Origin of the sequence: Dyadobacter alkalitolerans DSM 23607 (assembly GCF_000428845.1) — a bacterium.
GTDB classification, from domain to species: domain Bacteria; phylum Bacteroidota; class Bacteroidia; order Cytophagales; family Spirosomataceae; genus Dyadobacter; species Dyadobacter alkalitolerans.
Window position 1 is genome coordinate 15,543 of the sequence record NZ_AUAS01000016.1, and the last position, 22,226, is coordinate 37,768.

The 22,226-nt window shown below is 43.4% G+C and carries 26 protein-coding genes and 1 pseudogene; 13 read left to right on the forward strand and 14 right to left on the reverse strand.

Annotated elements, in window-relative coordinates; genetic code table 11:
• Window positions 1–38: 38 nt before the first annotated feature.
• The 11 genes and pseudogenes from G395_RS0122830 to tilS all read right to left on the reverse strand — a co-directional run bounded on the left by G395_RS0122830 (window position 39) and on the right by tilS (window position 7,244).
• Entirely contained in the window at window positions 39–497 is a 459-nt protein-coding gene (locus G395_RS0122830) for a hypothetical protein (RefSeq protein ID WP_026632192.1), read from the reverse strand.
• Window positions 498–764: 267 nt separating this feature from the next.
• Window positions 765–1,214, reverse strand: coding sequence for a hypothetical protein (locus tag G395_RS32235; protein ID WP_157486784.1), 450 nt, complete (start codon window positions 1,212–1,214; stop codon window positions 765–767).
• A 138-nt stretch (window positions 1,215–1,352) separates the two neighbouring features.
• Window positions 1,353–1,574 (reverse strand): hypothetical protein, encoded by a 222-nt coding sequence (locus tag G395_RS32240; protein ID WP_157486785.1) that lies wholly within the window; start codon window positions 1,572–1,574, stop codon window positions 1,353–1,355.
• 553 nt (window positions 1,575–2,127) lie between these two features.
• Window positions 2,128–2,364: pseudogene (locus G395_RS33115) on the reverse strand (transposase); the annotation flags it as partial.
• Between the two features lie 222 nt (window positions 2,365–2,586).
• The gene (locus G395_RS30050) at window positions 2,587–2,904 is read right to left on the reverse strand and encodes a hypothetical protein (protein WP_051350315.1); all 318 of its coding nucleotides are present in this window, start codon (window positions 2,902–2,904) and stop codon (window positions 2,587–2,589) included.
• Between the two features lie 20 nt (window positions 2,905–2,924).
• Window positions 2,925–3,341, reverse strand: a complete 417-nt coding sequence (locus G395_RS30055; RefSeq protein WP_310588915.1) for a DMT family transporter — start codon at window positions 3,339–3,341, stop codon at window positions 2,925–2,927.
• Between the two features lie 46 nt (window positions 3,342–3,387).
• A complete protein-coding gene (locus tag G395_RS0122865) occupies window positions 3,388–4,029 on the reverse strand; it encodes a DNA alkylation repair protein (protein WP_035361906.1) in 642 nt (213 codons plus the stop codon).
• 13 nt (window positions 4,030–4,042) lie between these two features.
• Window positions 4,043–4,477: an SAM-dependent methyltransferase gene (locus G395_RS0122870; protein ID WP_026632197.1), complete on the reverse strand. Its 435-nt coding sequence runs from the start codon at window positions 4,475–4,477 to the stop codon at window positions 4,043–4,045.
• The gene (locus G395_RS30060) at window positions 4,467–4,904 is read right to left on the reverse strand and encodes a VOC family protein (protein WP_051350316.1); all 438 of its coding nucleotides are present in this window, start codon (window positions 4,902–4,904) and stop codon (window positions 4,467–4,469) included. The genes G395_RS0122870 and G395_RS30060 overlap by 11 nt, the downstream gene beginning before the upstream one ends.
• Before the next feature lie 323 nt (window positions 4,905–5,227).
• On the reverse strand, window positions 5,228–5,794 hold the full coding sequence (locus G395_RS0122880) for a Crp/Fnr family transcriptional regulator (RefSeq protein ID WP_026632198.1): 567 nt from the start codon (window positions 5,792–5,794) through the stop codon (window positions 5,228–5,230).
• A gap of 100 nt (window positions 5,795–5,894) precedes the next feature.
• Window positions 5,895–7,244 (reverse strand): tRNA lysidine(34) synthetase TilS, encoded by a 1,350-nt coding sequence (gene tilS, locus G395_RS0122885; protein WP_026632199.1) that lies wholly within the window; start codon window positions 7,242–7,244, stop codon window positions 5,895–5,897.
• 230 nt (window positions 7,245–7,474) lie between these two features.
• Between tilS and G395_RS0122890 the strand changes: the two genes are divergently transcribed.
• From G395_RS0122890 to G395_RS0122940, 11 genes are all read left to right on the forward strand, one after another.
• Window positions 7,475–8,965: an OstA-like protein gene (locus tag G395_RS0122890; RefSeq protein ID WP_229204263.1), complete on the forward strand. Its 1,491-nt coding sequence runs from the start codon at window positions 7,475–7,477 to the stop codon at window positions 8,963–8,965.
• Between the two features lie 203 nt (window positions 8,966–9,168).
• Complete coding sequence (locus tag G395_RS0122895) at window positions 9,169–9,759, forward strand: T9SS type A sorting domain-containing protein (RefSeq protein WP_229204264.1); 591 nt, start codon at window positions 9,169–9,171, stop codon at window positions 9,757–9,759.
• A gap of 75 nt (window positions 9,760–9,834) precedes the next feature.
• Window positions 9,835–10,758, forward strand: a complete 924-nt coding sequence (locus tag G395_RS0122900; RefSeq protein ID WP_026632202.1) for an outer membrane protein assembly factor BamD — start codon at window positions 9,835–9,837, stop codon at window positions 10,756–10,758.
• A 43-nt stretch (window positions 10,759–10,801) separates the two neighbouring features.
• Entirely contained in the window at window positions 10,802–11,113 is a 312-nt protein-coding gene (locus tag G395_RS0122905; RefSeq protein ID WP_026632203.1) for a DNA-directed RNA polymerase subunit omega, read from the forward strand.
• Between the two features lie 142 nt (window positions 11,114–11,255).
• Entirely contained in the window at window positions 11,256–12,464 is a 1,209-nt protein-coding gene (gene coaBC, locus G395_RS0122910) for a bifunctional phosphopantothenoylcysteine decarboxylase/phosphopantothenate--cysteine ligase CoaBC (RefSeq protein WP_026632204.1), read from the forward strand.
• Window positions 12,461–13,378, forward strand: a complete 918-nt coding sequence (porD, locus tag G395_RS0122915) for a type IX secretion system protein PorD (RefSeq protein WP_026632205.1) — start codon at window positions 12,461–12,463, stop codon at window positions 13,376–13,378. The genes coaBC and porD overlap by 4 nt, the downstream gene beginning before the upstream one ends.
• 40 nt (window positions 13,379–13,418) lie before the next feature.
• On the forward strand, window positions 13,419–13,643 hold the full coding sequence (locus tag G395_RS0122920; protein ID WP_026632206.1) for a hypothetical protein: 225 nt from the start codon (window positions 13,419–13,421) through the stop codon (window positions 13,641–13,643).
• A 69-nt stretch (window positions 13,644–13,712) separates the two neighbouring features.
• Complete coding sequence (gene recN, locus G395_RS0122925; RefSeq protein ID WP_026632207.1) at window positions 13,713–15,374, forward strand: DNA repair protein RecN; 1,662 nt, start codon at window positions 13,713–13,715, stop codon at window positions 15,372–15,374.
• A gap of 45 nt (window positions 15,375–15,419) precedes the next feature.
• Window positions 15,420–15,857, forward strand: coding sequence for a hypothetical protein (locus G395_RS0122930; RefSeq protein ID WP_026632208.1), 438 nt, complete (start codon window positions 15,420–15,422; stop codon window positions 15,855–15,857).
• 6 nt (window positions 15,858–15,863) lie between these two features.
• On the forward strand, window positions 15,864–16,520 hold the full coding sequence (locus G395_RS0122935; protein WP_026632209.1) for an SCO family protein: 657 nt from the start codon (window positions 15,864–15,866) through the stop codon (window positions 16,518–16,520).
• A 19-nt stretch (window positions 16,521–16,539) separates the two neighbouring features.
• Window positions 16,540–16,953 carry a c-type cytochrome gene (locus tag G395_RS0122940; protein ID WP_026632210.1) on the forward strand — a complete coding sequence of 138 codons (414 nt, stop codon included), beginning with the start codon at window positions 16,540–16,542 and terminating at the stop codon, window positions 16,951–16,953.
• Here the strand turns inward: G395_RS0122940 and lptC are convergent.
• The 3 genes from lptC to G395_RS0122955 are packed head-to-tail and all read right to left on the reverse strand — an operon-like array spanning window position 16,950 to window position 19,565.
• The gene (lptC, locus tag G395_RS0122945; RefSeq protein ID WP_229204265.1) at window positions 16,950–17,531 is read right to left on the reverse strand and encodes an LPS export ABC transporter periplasmic protein LptC; all 582 of its coding nucleotides are present in this window, start codon (window positions 17,529–17,531) and stop codon (window positions 16,950–16,952) included. The two genes, G395_RS0122940 and lptC, sit on opposite strands and share 4 nt — an antisense overlap.
• An 8-nt stretch (window positions 17,532–17,539) precedes the next feature.
• Window positions 17,540–18,859, reverse strand: a complete 1,320-nt coding sequence (gene bamG, locus G395_RS0122950; protein ID WP_510185849.1) for a BamG family beta-barrel-assembly machinery protein — start codon at window positions 18,857–18,859, stop codon at window positions 17,540–17,542.
• A complete protein-coding gene (locus G395_RS0122955; RefSeq protein WP_026632213.1) occupies window positions 18,843–19,565 on the reverse strand; it encodes a type III pantothenate kinase in 723 nt (240 codons plus the stop codon). Before G395_RS0122955 ends, bamG begins: the two co-directional genes overlap by 17 nt.
• 487 nt (window positions 19,566–20,052) lie before the next feature.
• On the opposite strand from G395_RS0122955, the gene rho reads away from it, so the two are divergent.
• Together rho and G395_RS30065 are read left to right on the forward strand one after the other, a co-directional pair.
• Window positions 20,053–21,888, forward strand: coding sequence for a transcription termination factor Rho (gene rho / locus G395_RS0122960; RefSeq protein WP_026632214.1), 1,836 nt, complete (start codon window positions 20,053–20,055; stop codon window positions 21,886–21,888).
• A 12-nt stretch (window positions 21,889–21,900) separates the two neighbouring features.
• Window positions 21,901–22,155 (forward strand): helix-hairpin-helix domain-containing protein, encoded by a 255-nt coding sequence (locus G395_RS30065; protein WP_051350318.1) that lies wholly within the window; start codon window positions 21,901–21,903, stop codon window positions 22,153–22,155.
• The last annotated feature ends 71 nt before the right edge of the window (window positions 22,156–22,226 follow it).

Here is a 22,226-nt window from a genome sequence, read left to right on the forward strand (position 1 = left end):
AATGGTAACATTTCGCTTACCTAACCCACAACTGAGATTTACTTCAATATGTCCTGAGTCACCTTCAAAGTATAGTCGACTTGCTGACAACCAAAGTCCGGGTCATCAGCATTATGTTTGCTTTTAATCCAAAGCGTATCGTCGACCGGATCCTGTTTGTAAACAAGTGTCTTCTTGCCATCAGAGAGCCTGTATAACTTGAAACCTGTGAATGTTTGGCTGGGCGGCGGAATTGATCCAAAACTAGCGCCTTGTCCAATCAACATTCGGTTTCCAGGGTCGACAAGCGATGCTGGATCAATCTGATCATTTAGCACGGGTCCGTTAAAGTCGATCAGCAGATTTTCACTGCTTTGATTGTCAAGGTAAAAGAAGCTTGCCCCTATGCACCCATCCTCTAATAAATCTGGTTCTTGCCTGCAACCAAGACTTACGAAAATGAGTATTAGCACAAATCGATGACGGAGCTTCAAAGCAGAAAATGTCATTTTTAACATGTTGACATAGTTTGAGCTTCCAGGGTTGCAACTAAGGGATACAAAAGTCAAATTAATTTAATGCAAACCATCTAAGTAAGGCTTTTGCAAAAAAAAAGGGTGGGATAAAAAATCAATATCCTATAGGCCTTATCCATTCTAAGTATCGGAAGCTCAAATGATTGGGTGCCCAAATCCAGGCGATTGCAGATCGAGCATAGTAGCAACGTGTAAACCTGCGTTAGCCCGACCTTTTAAGTGGATACCGAACTTTCTATGATCCATAGCTTATTTAATCAAGTAGGCCCCATTTGCCGAACTTGAAACAACCTTTCCATTTTGATAAACATTTGAAACAGTTGCCCAACCATTACATTTTGCATTATTAATATAAGTTTCCATTTTCATCTTGGTTAAGACCCGGCCGTTTAGTTCGAATGAAAGTTCCGGATCATTGGCCCTACGAGATTCATCAATCAGGATGTTCGAAAAAAATGCATCGCCCATTCTATCTAGGTTAGAAACGTATGTTTTCTGGCTGCTTTGTTGATAGAAAACCTTTATCCGTGCAGTAGTGTCTAAATCAGCCGGGTAAGTGAGCGGTCCATCCATTATTTGCATACTAATCTCGGACGGTGGAGCCATGCAGTCGACATTACTGTCACAACCAGTTATATTGCATGTCGTTAATAACAGGCAATAAAAAGATAGAATACCCGGCAGTACTGATAGCTTCATAAGTGTTCATTTATTTTATTTACTTTTAGACACATCCCCTACTCATTACGTTGCAATACTTAGGAGTTACAAGCAAGTTGGAGGCATTCAGCGTACAAAATACCGCACAGTAGTAATTACAATTTTAAATCTTGGCGATCATTCCAGATGCTCTTTTAATTCCTCTCTCAATTGGTGGTAATACCGCAACTTATCATCAAGCATCTTCTCTTTTGAACGTTTGGGCCGAATTCTGCGCGCGGGTTCAAAATCTGCTTTAATCACTTTAATCGTGATCGTGTCCCCATCTTTCAATGCCTTGTCTATCCACTCAGGATGTTCGCCCGTAACCGAGTTAAGCCCGGAAACTGTTAGATCCAATGCATCAGGTTCGTTTAACCGACGCAATGAAGTAAGTATGCACGTAACGACATGAGGATCAGTCTCAATACCTGCTTTGCATAAGTGTTCCCCATTAATTTGGACTTCGAAGCCATAGCTTGACATACTGCTCATTTCGCAAAGAATTGGTTGACTATTTAGAATAAATATTCAACCAATTTGGTATTATTCATATTATAATAAATTAAGGCAATGATTTATTAATATTCTGTAACCATCAATTGTCTGCCTGGTATCGAATACACAAAGCCCCACCAACTTGTACAAACCAAGAACATCACCAAAACCCTTCCCCCCTCTTGTTTTGCGTTTTTTCGTTCGCTCTTTGTACAATTAAACTGTGCGTAAAATAATGACTAATGTGTACTATTGTAGCGTCTGCGGCGCTGATATTGCAGTTTTCCAACTTGGGCCGATATTTCAGTTTAACCACCGTAGCCGTTGCAGAACTAACCTGACAATTTAAGTTTGGGAATTGTTAGTGCTGACTTCTGAATAATTAAAAAATTCGACGTAAAAGCAATCGAGGGCTTCAAAATGCGTCGATTAAGTGCGCCATGGTCTCCATTGCTGCACTATTTGTCAATTTCCTCTTGAATGTTTTGAAGTACTTTTTGAGGTTGAAGCAGGTCGCTGCCATTAGCATAACCTTATGTGCTGCGGCTTTTCCTAAGACATTGATTTTGCTTAATCCGTAATAATGGACCAGGCTTCCAAAGACCGGTTCTACCGTACTTTGCCGGACTTGTTTCATCCGTTTCCCGCGCCTGCTTAGTTGTCTTCATAGGCTCGGTGATAATAATCTTCATAAGCTGTTGTAAATATTCTTTTAAACAGGGACTTAGGCGTGCAGGATTCCTTTAGAACACAGGGAATGCAATCCTTTTTTGAAGCTCGGTAGTTTTTTATAGGTTTTCCGTCAGCGGTTCGATCGAAGCCCTTAAAAGGAATTGTTTTACCCATGGTACAGGTAAAAACGTCTTCTTTCCTGTCATAGGTGACCCATTGCCTTTCTGGCTTGTACTTGCCAAAAACTGGGATCCATGGTGTTCACCTCAGTTTGAGCCAGCCCGGAATTAAATTTCAAATAACCCACTGGGCTTTGTTCATCCCAAGCGATGAAAAATTGCGTTTCCGGATTGTTCAGTTCCGCGGTCATTTTCTCATCACTAAAATTTTCGGCCAGATACTTTTTCATATCGGCTTCCGTATTTGCTGGTGCAAATGTTTCGAAAAAGGTTTCTCTGGCGATTTGCTGCAGCATTGCCAGGTTTTCAAGGCTGGCCTTGGTTATTGTTATCTGATCCATTTGAATGATGGCTTTTTGATTTACGAGAATTTCATGATCAGGAGATCGGCGGTAATTAACAAAGCGGCGACCACGCGCATCGTGCTGGCAGGTTCTCCAAGTAGAAAAGTGCCAATTAGGAACGCACCGATAGCACCAATACCAGTCCAAACGGTATAAGCAGTACTTAATGGCAGCGTGCGCATAGCCAGGGCAAGCAAGCCAAAGCTGGCGATCATCGCAATAATAGTAATTGATGTGGGAATTAGTCGGGTAAAACCATCCGACTGCTTCATGAAGTAGCCCAAACAACCTCCAAAAGGCCCGCAGAAACCAAATAAATCCAAGACATGACTTTGACCTTTATAGGTCGGGCCGTCCCGATTCGGTTCCCAATATGGGGGGAGGTCGTCCTCCTGCTTCGGAATCTGTGAGAGACTCCAGAGCCAACGCAGCAAAAATAATAGTTTGTCGCTAACCTTGCAAAAAATCCTCGTTAGGTCACTACAGATTCCGTTTGGCGCTTTCAATCGATATGAACTCTGGCAGATAGTCCGGAGTGCAGCCTTTTGATACCATTTCTCCTTTATAAAGACCCGTGTTCTCGCCGACAGCAATACAGCGATGCCGATAATGTTTTTGAAAAACGCCTATCCAGCCGGCAGTGAAATTCATTGCCCATTGCACTTCCGGTTTTTCCTTGGCAATGTTGGTTTCTATTTTGTCCAGCAATTCCGCCGTGTTATCAGGGGGCGTTTGTCCCATCCATCTCAAACGCGCCTGATGATACCAGAATACTCTTCTTTGAAGAGCAGACGAACTATTTTCCCAAGATTCAATTAAAGCTGTGATCTTCTTGTCTTTCAAAATTTGGTTGGCCATCAACCAGTCTATCAATTGATTCCGCTCGACTAATGGATGGGTTTGCATATCACGATCAAGTTCATTGATCAGCTCTTGTGAAATGCGCTTATTGTCCATAATTAAAATGGCCAATTGCCTGGGTAGAAATCTCCCGGTTGACCATAGTTCAAGAGCCAGCTCATGATCTTTCTTAATATCCTTGGCCATTTTCCGTAAGTCTCCCAGTTTGCTTTTACTATTGATCTGCTCCAGGATTTTGTCTGCTTTTGAAGAAAGTTTCATCGCTATTTTCTGATTACCGGTCCCTAATTGCGAGCTGCTTCAACGGATCTCCGCCATCGATGTAAAGTTTACCATTTTGTTTTAGTGCTTTCCGGATTTTTTCGATAGCCTGTTGCTCTATTTCGGGATGTCTTCCATCCAGCGCACCCACACGGATCGCAAAAGCGAGATCGTATTGTTCTTCACCGTCTTGCAACTCAAAGTTTTCGATTGATTCGGTACGAAAGGAAAGTACGCCGGAAGCAATTTCTGCCTTACTATTTTCATTAGCCTGCCTGATAGCCTTAGATGACCGATCAATTGCCAGAACTCGGCCACCTGGACTACGTTTTGCGACTTCGCGGGCGGCTGCACCCGATCCGCAGCCGATTTCCAATATTCTCATACCTTCTGTCAACGGCAGTGCGTCCACAGTTTCTTGATGTCGGCTCGAAAGCTTATTGGCCATTTCCGTTTTTCATTTGTTCAACAGCATTCCATCCTTCGGGCGTAATTCCCATGATTTCAGTAACAGCCCCAATTGTTTCATAGGTATCGAAAAATGCCATTCTAGCAATAGGATGATCCACTTCACTGATAATCTCATGTCCTTTTGCCCGAAACTTCCGTAGAACCTCTTCAAAATCGCTGACCGAAAGCCTGTATGCAAAATGCTGTGCTCCACCTGCCGGATATTGTTTCAAATAATCATGAAACATACTTTGTCCCGAAAGCGGCTGAACCAGTTCTACAAAAGTAAGTCCATTGTATGCCTGAGTAGCGAGCCATTCTCCGGTCACTACTTCGCCCCGGTAAGTCATTCCTAAGTCCTGCGCGCGAACAAGTTCCGGTGAAGGAAAGCCAGGAACACCCAGACTTTTTGAAAAGAAGCACATCTTTGTATTTCTCCGATAGATTGAGCAATGCTAATTCATCCCACGTGTTTTGTACATTATGCACTTCGAGGAAAATCATTGTGTTGTCGATCCAATCCTGCACAAAGGCATCTTGAAGGTAAAAACCAACATTTTCTGTTTTGAAAAGCGACATATCGGGTGAAATTACGACTTCCTCAAAGCCCAGATCGCGATAGAAATTCCGGGATAGTTCAAAGTTCCGGCAGCCTATAAATGGCCGGATAGATCGTGATGATTGCTGCGTATTCCTTAGTTTTAAATCAAAAGTATGTTCTGACCTTGATTTGACCTATTGATTCAAATCAAGAAATAGTGGTCCTCGAGATAGACTTCCTGACCCTGCTCAGTGTTTCCGGCATGAGTTTGAGATAAGACGAGACCATTTTTAAAGGAAATGCTTGTATCAGCCTTGGGCGGTTATCAAGAATGAATGCATATTTTTCGGCAGGAGTCATCGATTGATCAAAGAACCTCAGTCTTTCTGATGCACCTTCCAAAACTTTGTTCAGCTGCAAAAAAGCAATCGACCTTCCTGTTAGGTAATGCACGGTATCCAGACTGAGTTCGAGAACGTCGCAGTCAGTGAAAGCCTGGATATAAGTTTCAGAAGGGCGTTGAGAAATCAGGCTTTGATAATCAAAAAACCATTCATCTTGTACGCGCAAATCAATGATGTTTCGATCCAGCTCAGACACCTGTTCATATTGGTAAACGGATCCACGCAACAAATAATAAATTGATTTGGATACTTGGCCTGTTTGGAGAATGACTTCGTTTTGGTTAATGTGCCGCGCCATGACCGCTTCTTCAAAAAGCCTTTCCTCTTCATCTGTATAAGTGCCGGTTGCCCGTAATATTTCTGAATACATTGGCTCTGAATCTATAATGTGAAATTACAATAATTGTAACATTTCGTCTTTCGCTGATGTTAACCTCTCTGCACCTTCAAAATTCATGATAAAAATTGTCTCATATACCAGAATTTACCACCCAAGAAACTTCCAAAATATCCGCCGTATCATCCCGTATCCGATAACGTTCATCTAATCTCAGACCCATTACCCATATGATTTCTCCATTCCCATTGATAAGAAGAAAAGTGTGTTGTTTCGTAAAGTAATCCGCTTTGATATCTGTGAAAAAGTCACTGAGCTTTTTTTTCTTACCTTGCATCCCTAGGGGCTGGAAAAAGTCCCCTTTCTGCCACCTTCTGACAGTCAATGGAAATTTGAGCTTTTTCGCATTTAGAATAGCAGTATTACTGCTGTAATAGGTGGGGAGATTTGAATTCCTCTCTCTCTGCACGAGGCGTAATGAAAAGCCCTCCCAACGAAACTCACCCACCTTTTCATTGATGTATAAACTTAAATCCTCAGGATTCCCGTCCATTTTTGCGAGAATCAAATCCTGTCTATCAATCAACAAGATATGAGACTGCGATAAATACTTCCTTCCCGAAATGCCGTGTAAGTTTGCGACGATTTGTACTGATTGTTGATAGGAAAAACCAAATTTGTCAAGCAAATGCCATAGCCTATACCCCGGCTCGCTCTCACAAACAATTTTCGCCTTACTGATCCTCACCTGCTCCCCCTCCGTCACAACAACCCCTCTTGCCCATTCGTCCAGCATCTCTTTCAGCAACCGATCCGCACTCGACAGTTTTGCGGAGGAGTGAATGAAAGTGGCTTCCAATGACGGATTTAGCTGCTGCAAAACGGGCACAACCTTGTGTCTGATCAGGTTTCTTTTGTAGTCGTCCGAAGCGTTCGAGCGGTCCTCTCTCCATGTTAGCGCGTTCTCTTGCGCGTAGGTCAGTATTTGGTCTTTGGTGGCCAGGAGCAATGGCCGTATGAGATGATTGTTGATGCCGGAAATGCCATGTAGGCCGGATAATCCTGTTCCGCGGGTGAGATTTAAAAGGGTTGTTTCCAGCGAATCGTTTGCGTGGTGACCGGTGGCAATATATGTGTAACCGTTCGTGATTCTTAGCGTTTCAAACCATTCGTAACGCAGGTCGCGTGCTGCCATCTGCGTGGAAATACCCTTTTCTTTTGCGAAGGACTTTACATCAAAATGTTTGGTAAAAAATGGAAAATCATATGCCTGGGATAGCTGCTGAACAAATTGTTCGTCTTCATCGGACTCTTCGCCTCTTAACTCGAAATTACAATGCGTAACGCCAGCCGGAAAACCGGCTTGGTGAAACAGATGGAGCATTACAACCGAGTCTACCCCCCCACTCACAGTCAGTAAGCAAGGCTGCTTTTCGAGATCCAGCTTGTGTTGGTTAATAAAAGTTAAAAAAGCATCCAACATGAACCTAAGAAACGTAATTGATGTAGTTTTGGCGTATATAAGACATGAATAGTCTTTTACCAGACTCGCCAGAAGGCACTGATTTCAAAGGTAAAAGAAAGAATGGCAACATGAATAAAAAAAAATACATCGCGAACTGCAACCCTTTTAAACTTTTGCGCGTCATCAATATCAAAGGTAATATGTTTCGTTTGACGTTCTTTGTTTTGATGTTTTTTTCACATTACCTGTTGGCCCAGAGAGCTTTACCAAAAACTCAGCCAGTTCCGAGTGAGGATCTTGTTGAAATTATAAAGTCCGACGAGCTGGAAATTGTGAATGAAAACGGAGTTGACTCCCGCCGGGTCAAAAATGGCGTTTTTAAGCACAAAGGAGCATTCTTGCACAGCAATCTCGCGATCCAGAATATTAATACGAATGTGATCGAAGCTTTCGGGAATGTTAAGATCGTACAGGGTGATACGGTTACAGTGACAGGCGATACGCTCTACTATTTCGGCAACACGCGACTCGCTATTGTAAGTGGTAAAAAGACGGTTTTGAAAGATAGCAAACGCACCCTAACGACCCGCAAGATCGAATACGATATGGCCAATGGCATTGCCAATTACAAAACGCCCGGCCGGACTGTCGATGAGGAAAATGTGCTGACGAGTAAAGAGGGTTTCTATAATACGCGGACAAAGGAATTTACTTATTATAAAAGTGTAAAGCTGGTCAATAAAAAGTATGTGCTTACAACGGATACATTGCTGTACAACTCGCTGACGAAGTGGTCGGATTTCAATGGTGCCACGAAAATCACCAATAAAGACGGCACGGTAAACGGAACCAGAGGTCGGTATAATACGGAGTCTGCGGAGTCCTCATTTCAGAAGCGGACGATGGTGGACAATGAAACGTATACACTTACCGCTGACTCGCTCGAAGTGGACGGTAAAACGAACAATGGCCGCGGGAAAGGCAATGTGGTGATCGTTGCTAAAAAGGATAAAACGGTCTTGAATGGCGACGAAGGATATTACTGGAAAAAAGAGGGTTATTCCAAAATTTTCGGTCATGCTTATGTCAGGAATGTAGTTTCTGACGACACCCTTTACATTCGTGCGGATACATTGTATTCTTATGAAAATCAGAGAGATAGCACAAGAAAGCTGATCGGGAATAAAAACGTTTTTATATATAAAAGCGATTTCCAGGGCAAATGCGATTCGATCACGTACAACACGGCTGATTCGATCATCCGATTTTTCCGGAAACCTATATTATGGAGTGATCAGCATTATCAAATGGAGGCCGATTCGATCACTGCTTTCTTAGTCAATAATGAGATCAACCGGATGCTGCTGAAAGGCAAATCTTTTGTGATTACGGAGGATACTTTGGTGAAGCAGTATAATCAAGTGAAAGGCCGTACGATCAATGCTTTTTTTGAAAGCGGGAACAAATTAAAACAGGTTCTGGTGGATGGAAACGGCGAAAGTGCTTACTATGCGGTGGATGATGAGCAAAAAAGTATCGGACTTAACCGGGTTGAATGTGGAAAAATGAATCTGCTTTTCACTGACAATCGTGTACATAAAATCTCATTTGTGGGGAAACCGGACGGCAGGCTCATTCCACCATCGAAAATAAAGGCTCCGGAACGACAGTTGGACGGGTTCAACTGGCGAATTTCAGAGAAACCAACCAAGAATAAGACGATTTGGAAAGAGTTGTAAAAAATATATCAGGACAAGCTTCATTTTATTAAAGCAGGCATGATTTTTTAGATTGCAAAATAAAGATGTCCATTCACACAATATATTTTGAATATACAATTGTTTCTCTATATTTTTGTAATGTACTTTTTTACTAAAATATTATAAAATATTAGTCAAAAGTATTCCAAGATGACGCTATGAAAAGAAATATACTTTACTTAATGATAACACTAACGTTGGCCTTACAGGGTTTAAACGCACAATCCGTCTCGAACGGTAGCCGTTTGAACATGGTCAACAAAAAGAAGCCGGCTGCGAGCGAAAACATTAAATTTTCAGGTTTGGCGACGGGTTCAAGCTACAAATTACTGTCTTTGCAAAATCCAAAAGCGCTAAACAGTTTCTACCGTTCATTTTTATTTGCTTCTCCCAATGCTTCTGAAAGCACGGGTGTCGCAACCGCCGAAATCGTGGAGAGATCTTCAAACAGGAGACAACCTGAAATGGAAGCGCAGCTGAAAGTTGAAGAGCAACTGTATGCTAATGATAAGATTTCAGTATCAAACATTTATCCGAATCCGGCCAGCGAATATGCAGATCTTGACTATAATATCACTGCCAACATTCGTGACGCGAAACTGATTATCTACAACGTGCTTGGCTCTCAGATGGCCGAGCTGCCCCTAAACAGAAATGACAGAAAGCTGCGTGTCAATACGAAAGATATGCCGACAGGGCTTTATTTCTATCAATTGTCACTGGACGGTCAAAAAGTAGCCACTAAAAAAATGCTTGTACGTCATCAGCAATAGGCTAATTTTTAACACTATATCAGCTACGCATTCGTTATGAATGATGTAGCTTTTTTTATTACCTTTGCACCTAATATGCGAAAAAACAGTCCAGCAAGCTATTTCTTGCTTTTTATTGCGGTCCTTGTAATTACTTCTTGCAGTAAGTTCTCGAAGTTACAAAAGACTGGTACGGATCAGGAAAAGTATGATGCCGCGATGTCTTATTACAAAAAGGGGGATTTTTATCGTTCCGGCCTACTTTTTGAAGAACTCATTCCATTGTTAAAAGGAAGTACAGAATCCGAGTTGGCGCAGTTTTACTATGCGTATACTCAGTACCAGCAAGGACAGTACAATACGAGTCAGTTTTTGTTCAAAAAGTTCTTTGATACCTACGCTCGAAGCGATTACGCACAGGAAGCATTGTATATGCATGCTTTTTCCCTGTATAAGGATTCGTCGCCGTACAACCTAGACCAGACCAGTACATTCACAGCGATTTCGGCTATGCAGGATTTTATCAATGCATATCCTGAAAGCCCTTTCCGCGAAGAGTGTACGCGTTATATATTGGAACTGCGCGCAAAGCTTGAACGCAAAGCATATGAAAGAGCCCGTTTATATCACAAGATCAGCGATTTCAATGCAATGTCGATGAAGTCGGCCGTAATATCGATTGAGAACTTCCGTAAGGATTTTCCAGATTCGAAATACAATGAAGAACTTGCATTTTTGAAGGTGGAATCACAGTACAATCTAGCCACCAACAGTTTTAGTTCGAAGCAAAAGGAACGTTATCAGGACGTTTTGAAGTTTTATCAGGAGCTGATCGATAAATATCCGACAGGAAAATATAACCGTGATGCGGAAAGAATGTTTGACGAAAGCCAAAAGCAAATCGATGTCATTGCAAAAGCCGAAGTGGAACGTCAGAAACAACTTGAAACGCAGCCCGACCCAGCCAACAAGCCGACGAAAGTAACGACGCCGGCTATTACAGAACCGAAAGGACAGTAGTTCTTTCATTTAGATTTTAATTTTAACTAATATCACCATAAGTATGGCAACCAATCCATCAATCATTACCCGGGATACCGATAAGATCGCAGACGTAACTGGTAACCTATACGAATCAGTTTCTGTAATCTCCAAAAGAGCCCGTCAGATTTCGAGCAAGATGAAGGAAGAGCTTAACAATAAGCTTGCTGAATTTGCTTCTGGCGTAGACAACCTGGAAGAAGTGTTTGAAAACAGGGAGCAAATTGAAATTTCCAAGTTTTACGAGCGTATGCCAAAAGCAGGAAGCATTTCAATAGATGAATTCATCGAAGGAAAAACTTACCACGCTTACCGCGATACAACGGAAGAATAAAAATTGATTTCATTCAAAAGCCAGCCGCAAAAATTGTTTTGCGGCTGGCTTTTCATTTACAGGCTTTAAATGTTACACTTATCTCTGTAACTTTATGCCAGACAGGAGTCCTTCCGAATTGACCACCCAAAGCCATTGAAGTTTGAATCTTAAAGGTAAAAAGATACTCGTTGCCGTCTCAGGCAGCATTGCCGCATATAAATCTGCCCTTCTTGTCAGGCTTTTGGTAAAAGCCGGATCTGATGTTCAAGTGGTTATGACAGAGTCGGCAAAGGAATTTATTACCCCGCTTACCTTATCCGTCTTATCTAAAAAACCTGTATTAAGCGTATTTACGGACCGCCAGGACGGAACATGGAATAACCATGTGGAGCTTGGACTCTGGGCGGATGCGATCATCGTTGCTCCTGCGACCGCACGCACGCTGGCAAAATGCGCCATCGGCAACTGTGACGATCTGTTAACAGCCGTTTATTTGTCGGCCCGCTGTCCTGTTTTCTTTGCGCCTGCCATGGACGTGGATATGTATCAGCATCCGTCGACGAAGCACAACATTGATACATTACTTCGCTTCGGTAATCACTTTATCGAGCCCGAACACGGTGAGCTGGCCAGTGGTTTGATTGGAGATGGTCGTCTTGCCGAGCCAGAGGCAATCATAAAAGTTTTAGGCAGCTTTTTTGCAAGAAAACCCATCGCTTCCGGAAAGCGCGTGCTAATTACTGCCGGCCCCACCGTAGAGGCAATTGATCCGGTTCGTTACATCAGCAACCGCTCGTCAGGGAAAATGGGTTATGCAATTGCAGCAGCCTTTGCCTCCGCAGGAGCACAAGTTACGCTTGTGAGCGGGCCTACCAGCCTGCCGGTGCCCGAACCGACGGTGAAGCGCGTCAATGTACAGAGCGCAAATGAAATGTATAAAGTCACTTCCGAACATTTTAAAGAGAGCGACGTGGTTATATTTGCTGCTGCCGTTGCTGACTACACAACAAAGGTTATAGCCGAGCATAAGATCAAGAAGCAAGGCCAGGAAATGACCCTGGATCTGGTCAAAACGCAGGATATTGCTGGGACATTGGGAAAAACCAAAAAGGAAAACCAGTTGCTGATCGGGTTTGCATTGGAGACAGAGAATGAAATGGAGTATGCAATGGACAAGTTACTGCGCAAAAACTTTGACTTCATCATTCTGAATTCACTGAATGATCCGGGTGCTGGCTTTGCACACGATACCAACAAAATAACCGTTATTGACAAAGGGAAAAATGTGAAACATTTCGATCTTAAAAACAAAGATGAAGTAGCGCAGGACATCCTGAACATTGTCTTAAATAAATGGAGTGAAGCATGAAAAATATTTGGGTTTGGTTGCTCTTACTGGTGGCCTGGACACATTCTGTACAATCGCTGGCGCAGGAGTTCCAGTTCTCGGTGAATCTTAATTACGAGCAGCTGGTAGCACAGCAAAAGACTGATCCACAGTCTATGGCGCAGCTTCAAACTTATATGAATGATTTTTTGAACAATACACGCTGGACCAACGACGAGTTCGGGAAAGAGGAAAAAATCAAATGCAAGCTCAATGTAAACCTGACGCGCTCACTCAATCAGGGCGCCTATGAAGGGAATGCACAATTGGTTGTATCAAGGCCTGTTTACAATTCAAATTACGAGACAGTTCTTTTTACATATGTTGACAAAAACTTCACCTTCAATTACTTACCCAACACGCCCCTTTATTTTAACGAAAATAACTACACCGAAGAGCTTCCCTACATTCTGGCATTTTACGCGAATGTAGCGTTGATCTTTGACTACGATTCTTTCAGCAAGCTGGGCGGGGCACCTTATGTTCAGAAGGCTTTTAACCTTGTGAATCAGGCTCGTAACTCCTCCCCTAATAAACGCGGCTGGGATTCCAATGGTGACTCGCGGAATCGTTACTGGCTTGTAGAAAACCTGATGAGCCAGCAATTCACGCCGTTCCGGGAAGGCATGTATAAATATTACCGCCTTGGGCTCGACGTTGCCACTCAGAATCCGGCGGAGACCCGCGCAAAAGTGCTGGAAGTGCTCAATACAGCAAAGGAAGTCAATCAGTTACGGCCTGCCAGTGTGGTAATCAACTCTTTTTTCGATTCAAAATCCGATGAGCTTTACCGGATCCTGATAGAGGCGCAGCCCGAGGAACGTGCGAAAGCTTATACGCTTCTGGTCGGGCTGGATCCTAGCAAAACGCAATTATATCAACGTCTCTCCTTATAAACCATCGCACTTCCCCTTCAAATCGTTTCAGTGATTTCTTATGAGTAAAAGATTAATACGCATCTCTTCCAAAGACATTTTTGCTTCACTCGAAAAGTTGCTTAAAATAGAAATCAACGCAGTTTTGAATAATGGGAACACGCATTTTGGCAAACTTGAATCCTTTACAAACGAAAGTTTGCTGATCCGAGACCCGCGTAATCACACGCACCTCATTCCATTGCCATCGCTTTATGAGATCGTGTATGATGCCAACTCGAAATGAGCCGGCAAAACCAGGACACGAATGGTTATATTTCCTAATTGTTGATCTGATGACTATATTCGTATAGATATGCTTTCGAATTTACTTATAAAAAATTACGCGCTCATTAAGCAACTGGAAATGTCGCCAGATCCCGGACTAAACATCATTACGGGTGAGACGGGGGCTGGAAAGTCGATCATGCTGGGCGCAATAGGCTTACTTCTGGGCAATCGGGCCGATGTAAAATCACTTTACGATTCCAGTGAAAAATGTGTGATAGAAGGCAGTTTTAATCTTTCCGGCTATGACCTTGCCCCTAATTTTGAAGATGAAAATGTCGATTATTCTGATGAGTGCATCATCCGCCGTGAAATTTCTGTGGCTGGCAAATCGCGCGCATTCGTAAATGATACGCCGGTCAATCTGGAATCGTTGAAGCGGATCGGCAGCCAGCTGCTTGACATTCACTCGCAGCACGATTCGGTGATGCTTGGCAACAATGAATTTCAGCTGCGCGTGGTGGATTCATTTGCCGATAATGCACAACTGCTTAAAGCATATCAGCAGGATTTTTCGGCATATAAGGATGCAACACGGGCCTTTGAAACGCTTCAACAAGAAGCGGGTAAGCTCCGGAAAGAGTTTGATTACGACCAGTTTCTCTTTCAGGAATTAAACAACGCCAAGCTGGTTTCTGACGAGCAGGAGAAGCTGGAAGTTGAGTTAAACATTCTGGAAAATGCAGTAGAGATCCGCGAAAAACTGCAACTCGCTTACACATTACTAGATAACCCCGATAATTCCATCCTTGAACTGCTGAAAAATGCGGCTAACGCAATAGGTCAGGCCGCCAGGCTCGTTCCTGTATATGACGCCATCCGTGAGCGCGTGCAAAGCACATTGATAGAACTGCGCGATATAGCTGACGAGATCGACCAGGCAAACAGCTCCGTGGATATTGATCAGGGACGTGCCGAAATAGTTCAGGAGCGCTTGGACCTGATATATACATTGCTCAAAAAACATCAGGTAAACACTGTTGAGCAGTTGCTTCAAATTGAAGAAGAATTGCAGCGTAAGCTCAGCATTGTTCTGAACCTGGATGATGACCTGGTTAAAGCGGAAAAAGCTGCGGTTCAGGCGAAAGAGGCGATGCTCAAAAGTGCCAGAATCCTTTCAGAAAAGCGGCGAAAAGTTACCAAAGCAATAGAAACGCTGATTTTGGAAAGACTTTCGGAACTGGGAATCCCAAACGCAAGTTTATCTATACAGGTAACAGAAACATTGCCGACAGCTAATGGCCTGGATTCGGTGGCGTTTCTTTTCAGCGGCAACAAAGGTGTTGTCCCGCAAGAATTGAAGCAAGTTGCTTCGGGCGGCGAGTTCTCCAGATTAATGATGGTGATCAAATACATTCTTGCAGATAAACGAATGCTTCCCACGATCATTTTTGATGAGATTGATACGGGTGTTTCGGGTGAAATTGCAAGAAAAATGGGCAAAATGATGCAGAATATGGCGCATAACCATCAGATTATTGCCATTACACACTTACATCAAATTGCCAGCAGCGGCAATGCGCATTACTTTGTTTACAAGGATCATTCTTCTGAAAAAACCGTCAGTAAAATAAAAAAACTCACCGTAGACGAGCGTGTGCAGGAAATTGCGCAAATGATCGGCGGGCATAATCCATCCGATTCTGTGCTGGTCAATGCACGCGAAATGATTCTGAAAGAACAAAATTAGGCCAACAGCATTTTCGAAATACAATACATATAACCTCCCAAACTAATGAAATACTCAATTCTATCCGTGTTAGTTCTGGCACTTTTGTCAGGATGCGGCACAGAAGGCAAACAAGATAAGGCCTCCGAGCTGGAAACAGAAGTGATGACGATTCACGATGAAGTGATGCCGCAAATGGATCAGATCATGACATTGAAATCAAAGTTATCCAAGAAAATTCAGCATATGGATAGCTTGCAAAACGAAGGCATCAGCAGCAATACCATCGCCGAAGAACGCATGAAAGCTGTGGATCTGAATCAGAAACTAAATGAATCAGATAAGCTGATGATGAGCTGGATGCATGCTTACCGAGGTGATTCTGCCAAGAAATTAAAGCCTGAAAGTGCGATCCAGTATTTTGAGAGCGAAAAGGAAAAGATTCTGCAAGTAAAACAGGTAACATTAAAGTCCATTCAGGAAGCGCAAACATTTTTGGAGTAACAGGTTATGAAACAAGGAAATAAGACCATTCATATATATACGTTCGTTCTCGCTGCATTCATTTTGGGCGTGCTTAGCTGCAAAGACGATAAGAAGCTGCCGATTCTCGGAGAACGCGATGCGGTCAAGAAAATGGTTGATGGGAAGGAAGTTGTTGATACGGTGTATAATACTATTCCCGCTTTTTCATTTGTTAATCAGGAAGGTGACACCGTTTCCGAAAAAATCGTGGAAGGGAAAATCTATGTTGCAGATTTTTTCTTTACAACCTGCCCCACCATTTGTCCCGTGATGAAGCGGCAAATGATAAAGGTTTATGATCAATACAAGGGCAATCCGCAAGTAATGATCCTCTCCCACTCTATCGATCCGGATCACGACACGCCCCAGGTTTTAAAGAAATTTGCAGGTGATTTGGGCATCGAAGGCAATCAATGGCAATTTCTGACTGGCAATAAAGAGAAGATTTTTGAAATTGGTCAGACAAATTATCTGGTCACGGCAAAAGAAGACAAGACGGCTGACGGCGGATACATTCACGGCGGGGCTTTTATCCTGATCGATAAGGACAAGCGGGTAAGAGGCATGTATGATGGCACAACGGAGGAAGGAACCCAGAAGCTGATTGCCGATATGAAGATATTACTCGACGAATATAAATAGTCAGTCACCTCCCGTTTTGATGATCAAACCAGCGATTATTCTTCTGTCAGTTATCGCCCTGTTTTCCTGCCAAAATGCATCTGAGCTAAAAAGTGAGCAGTATTTTGTTGAAGGATATCAGCTTTACACAACCTATTGTGCCAATTGCCATCAGGCTGATGGCAAGGGAATGGCTAACCTTTATCCGCCGCTGGCAACGTCTGCCAGACTCGGCGATAAATCAGCCATTGCTTGCATTATCAGAAACGGGATGAAAGGCACTATTCTGGTCGACGGCAAAGAATTTAACCGGCCTATGCCCGCCAATCCTAAATTGACAGAGATCGAAATTGCTGAGCTGGTCAGCTTTCTCGGTATGAAATGGGGTAAAGACAGCGTATATACACCTATTGAAACTGTACAAGCTGCATTAAAGAATTGCAAGGAATATTAAGGAGCGCCGCTGAATTTATAGATTCCGGTTGCCTTTCGAAATTTAATGCGTGTAAAATCCTGCTCGGCATCCATGCCGATCGCATTGGTAACTTCCGAAGTTCGTTTGTTAATAACTGAAAGCGGCTTTTCAGTAAAGACTTTTCGCGTACGCGGGCTCCAGTTAAGCTCGGTAGTGGTAAGCAACTCTTCCGTTTCCGACTTCACTACGCGCACATTTCCTTTTACAATGTAAACGTCAGCTGCTTTGTCGTAATGTCCCGAATCGGAACGCAGGCGTGTCACGATGGTGCCCGTTGTATCATAAAAATTAATGTTGATCGTATCGGGGAAAACTTGTGCTTCGTTTTGATAAGCGAGGCGCTTTGGCGTTTTCATCACCACTTTCAGCTTTCCCTGCTCGCTGTATTTTACTTCAACATCATTGACAAGTTCGAGCGGGCCGGTATATAACGCACCGACTTTGTTTTGTTTACCTTCGCAGGCAGCCAGCATCCACACAGCCAGCACAATAAGATAAAAAGGAGATAAAAATTTATCTCCTTTTCGTATTTGCTTGAAGATCAATGCGATTCGCATGTCTGATTTTAGTCGATTTTTTGTTTAACAAACCATCTTTCCAGAAGCGTCACGCCCAGTACGACGCGCCCGTAACGCTCTCTGATCATCCCGCCGCCCGTGCTACCTCTTTGTCCTGCAACGAGTGCCACAGATAGAAAGTTCTGATAACCCCTACCCATCGGGAATGTAAAGCCAAGGCTTACGTTGGTATCATTCACATCACTATTTCCAATCGAATAGGGTGTTTTACCGTAACTGAACCCAACGCGGTATCTCACCAGATCAAAATAATTCAGTGAGGTGAATCTTGGAAGATATTCTGCGCCCACGTTAATGCGGCCTACATCTTTCAAACCGTCATTGGAGTTTGTAAAGCTTCTGTATTTCGACCATTGCTGGTAGCTGAAATCCGCAGAAAGAATTAATTTGAACGGCCATTCCAAACTTCCGCCAACCAGCAGCTGGTTAGGCGTTTTAACTCCGCCGCCAACCAGATTATCTAGCGTATCAGGACTAATCACGCTAAGCGCGTTGGAAGTTACCTCAAAAGTGGTGGTTTGATCCGCATTGATCGTTGTTCCAATGCTGTAAGAAGCACCCAGATTTAAATTGAGCTTATTTTCCTTCTTAATGGGGATCCTTAACGCAGCGCCAGCCCGGAATGCAATATCCGAATAAGTCGTGCGGTCATTTAAACTAACTACATATTCATTGGAAAGATCGTCGCGGCGTTCTATTGCCGCCCTGTCAACCAGGGAAACCTCTGTGGCCTTGCGCACATTCCCGAAAAAATAGGAAGTTTCAAGACCGAGGCTTAAATATTTTGTAACCTGGTAAGCCGTTGTCACCGAAGCCTTATTAATGCCTCCCTTTCCCGTTGTATTGTAAATTCCTACAAACTGGGTCCCCGCAACGTCGCGAATGGAAGCATTGCTGTAATCTACAAACGTGTATGGTTTAAGGCTTACACCCAGCACCCACCGCGGGCTGATCGGAAAAGCCAGCGAAACATAAGCAAGATTGCCACCGACATTTTTTTGATTTTTCGCTCCTGAAACAATATCCTTATACTGCCCTATCAGGCCAATATCCAGGGTTGTAAACCTGTTGCGAACCCAAAGAGCGGGATTAAGATTATTGATTTGAAACCCGGTGCCTGTACTTACACCGGATTGACCCATTCCTGTATTATCAGAATAAGCATCGCCATAAAACTCTCCCATTCCCAATGAAGAGTATGGAGAATTGCCCAAGCCTTGTGCTCTTAGCGCCGTATTGAGGTATGTACAATTCCAAATGAGTGCAATTGCAAATGTGAGTATTCTGAATCTACTGTAACGAGACATTATATGTTAAAATTCTGTTCAATCCTATTAAAACCAATTCCGGCACCGCAAAGATGGGTGGTTTCAGGCTACTTTCAAAAAAAGCAGCATCACCTCCACATAATAGTACGCGCAAATCCGGCGATTTGTGCCGATACCTTTCAATTATTCCATGCATTTCTGCAAGAACGCCATTCATTACGCCACTTTGCATGCCGCTGTGCGTGCTTTTTCCAATCAATTCCGGATCTGAATCCGGTTCGACCAGCGGAAGTCGCTTAGTAAACGAATGCATTGCATTAAATCGCATTCTCACGCCGGGGGAAATCAGCCCGCCCTGAAACACCGCGTATTTATCAATGAGATCATACGTAATGCAAGTGCCCATATCAATAACGACCAAATCTTCCCCTGGATACAAGAAATTGGCACCGGTGGAGGCGGCAATCCGGTCTGCACCCAGGGTTTGCGGCGTATCGTAATTTTTTTTGATAGGCAATGGCGTGCTGGGTGTTAAGTCAAATATCTTCAATGACTTTCCCAGCGCATTTTCAAAGTCGGCGGCCGTGTGACTTACAGATGAAAACAGGATACTTTCCGGAGCCTGCGCCAGCACTGCTTCGATCAATTCAGTAAATGTGAGGCGCGTCGTATAGCGTATCAGTTTATCGTCTTCAAACCATCCGACCTTCGAATACGTGTTGCCCGAATCAATGACAATGTTCATAATTTTGCAAAAGTCCCACATTTGACGCACAAAAACTAGTGCTCCTAAAAACGTTCACACATGTTTTGTGCATTCATTATCAGCACTTAATGCCAGGGTTTCATAGATAAAAAGCGTGAATCGTTTATTTTTTTGTATTAAATGGGTTTTCGCTTTGATGTAAAGAATAATTTTTTTACCTTCGTCGCTATAAGTCCAGTATCGACTTTTAAATCCAATTCCATCTCACGATAACTCTCAACGTTGTCGAGGTTTTAAAATCTTGCCGATTTACTGTCTTTACTTCCTTTATTTAATTGCCAACTTTCAGAGTATATCTAATAAAGTTTTTCAAGTTGTAGAGTCGTCACCCGGGCTTTTACAAAAGATATTTTTAATATTAATGACCATCACGTCACTGCGAGATATGCTTCTCGGCTTTTGTCCAAAAAAATTCAAAACCTTAATATCCAATCGGTAAAGTGCTACTTTACTTTCCCTTGTCTGTATGCCTACAATTGATGAATTGAACATTAAGCTTTTATCAGAGCTTAAAGAAATAGCTGGCAACCTTGGTGTTGCAGATTACGCTAAACTCCCAAAAAAAGAACTTATAAACAGAATCCTGCTTAAACAGGAACCTGCAACAGTCACAGAAGCTCCCGCAGCCGCTGAACCTGTTAACAATATAACGCCGGCAGCTCCCGCAGCACAGCCGGCTTTGGAATCGGATGGTTACGATGCCGATGAACCAAAGAAAAAAAGAGCGCGAAGACCATCTGATGCTCCTGCCGATAACATGAAGCCGGCAAACAACAGATCGGCGAGGATGAAAAAAGACAATGCGTCGCCTTCACCTGCTCCCCTATTTGACACTTCCCTGAGAAATCAGCGCCCTGAAAATAATGACAGGCCCAAAAATCTGGACATTCGTGAAGAAGCCGATTCGGATAATGATACATTAAATGATCTGGGAAAAGAAGAAGCGGTAAGCCAGCCGGAAGCTGCTGCGCCTGTAACAGAAGAAGTGGTTCAGGAAAAGACAGAAACCAGCGCGGACGAAAATACACCTGCCGCAAAAGAAGAGAGACAAAACCGCCAGCCAAATCAGCAGAATCAGCCTAACGATTCCAGCGAACGCCAGCCGCAACAACCGCAGCAGCCTGCACACCGCGACGATCCATCGTCTAAAATCAAACGCAACTACAATAACTATGTAAGAGAGTTTGACGGGTTGATCGTTAATGAGGGCGTACTAGAAATTATGCAGGATGGCGGCTATGGCTTCCTGCGCTCAGCAGACTACAACTATCTGGCTAGCCCGGATGATATATATGTATCGCCTTCTCAGATTAAACTTTTCGGCCTGAAAACCGGTGATACGGTTAGAGGACAGATTCGCCCGCCGAAAGAAGGTGAAAAATACTTTGCATTGCTCCGTGTTGAGACTGTTAATGGTAAAACAACCGAGGAAATCAGGGACCGTATTCCTTTTGAATATCTTACACCCCTTTTCCCGGATGAATGCCTGAAATTAAGCTCCCGCCCGGATCAATATTCTACAAGGATCCTGGATCTTTTCGCTCCTATCGGAAAAGGACAGCGTGGAATGATCGTTGCACAGCCAAAAACGGGTAAAACTGTTTTGCTAAAAGAAATTGCAAATGCCATCACGCGTAACCACCCTGAGGTGTTTCTTCTGATCCTTTTGATCGACGAACGTCCGGAAGAGGTTACCGATATGCAGCGCAGCGTAAGAGCTGAGGTGATTGCATCTACATTTGATGAGCAGGCAGACCGTCACGTAAAAGTGGCCAGCATTGTTTTAGAAAAAGCCAAAAGAATGGTTGAATGCGGCCATGATGTGGTGATTCTGCTGGATTCGATCACGCGTCTTGCACGTGCTTATAACACGGTGGTTCCTTCATCCGGTAAGATTCTTTCGGGTGGTGTGGATGCCAATGCGTTGCACAAGCCAAAGAGATTCTTCGGAGCGGCAAGAAATGTAGAACACGGCGGATCGCTGACCATTATTGCCACTGCATTGATCGATACAGGCTCTAAAATGGACGAAGTTATCTTTGAAGAATTCAAGGGAACGGGTAACATGGAATTGCAGCTGGACCGCAAGCTTTCCAACAAGCGTGTATTCCCTGCTATTGATGTTATGGCTTCCGGAACGCGCCGCGAGGATTTGCTTCTGGATAAAGAAACACTGAAAAAAGTGTGGATCTTGAGAAAACATATGTCGGATATGAATGCAATGGAATCCATGGACTTCCTGCTTGAACATATGAAGGGCACAAGAAGCAATGAAGAATTCCTGATCTCTATGAACCGCTAAGCAATCCGGCCCATGGAAGATTTGAAGATTATAGAAGGCATCGGACCTAAGATTGAAGAATTGCTCAATCGGGAGGGCATTCATACCATTGAACAGCTCGCCGACACTTCCATTATCAGGTTAGCAGCCGTTTTGAAAAAAGCAGGACCCAGGTTTCAGATCCAAAATCCTACATCCTGGCCAAAACAAGCATTGCTTGCCAAAGACCAGAAATGGGACGAGTTAGAACAACTGAAAAGGTTGATAATGTCAAATAAAGAATTCTGACACCAAATAGAAGCTAAAAAGCCCGCCTACTGCGAAGTAAGCGGGCTTTTTTATGACTTACCAAGCCTTTT